The sequence below is a fragment of the Planococcus sp. RAB007_Raresut genome (assembly GCF_057369535.1).
Genome location: NZ_JBXYIF010000145.1, coordinates 1 through 264 on the forward strand (window position 1 = coordinate 1; position 264 = coordinate 264).

Below are 264 nucleotides of genomic sequence, written 5' to 3' on the forward strand. Positions count from 1 at the left end.
GCGGTAATTCTCCTCAGAACCATAACCGGAATCGGCAACCACCGTATGGGCCATCCTGTCATACCTATTTGAAAAGGATTGCAGGAAAGGTATCAGGGTCAGTGTATCCGTAGGGTTCGGGAAGAGTGCAAAATCGGTAATGAACCGGTTCTCGGTGCCGATCTGGAGGTTGTAACCGGGTTTCGTCCGGCCGTTACGCATGGCATCCTCCTTCATTCTCATAAAAGTAGCGTCATTGTCCGTTTTGGAATAGGAGTTCCTGTC

1 protein-coding gene is annotated in these 264 nt (G+C 50.0%); it reads right to left on the minus strand.

What is annotated here, in order from left to right; genetic code table 11:
• The coding region (locus AC2Q9J_RS18070) for a transposase (RefSeq protein ID WP_499042081.1) at positions 1-264 on the minus strand (264 nt) is incomplete at both ends.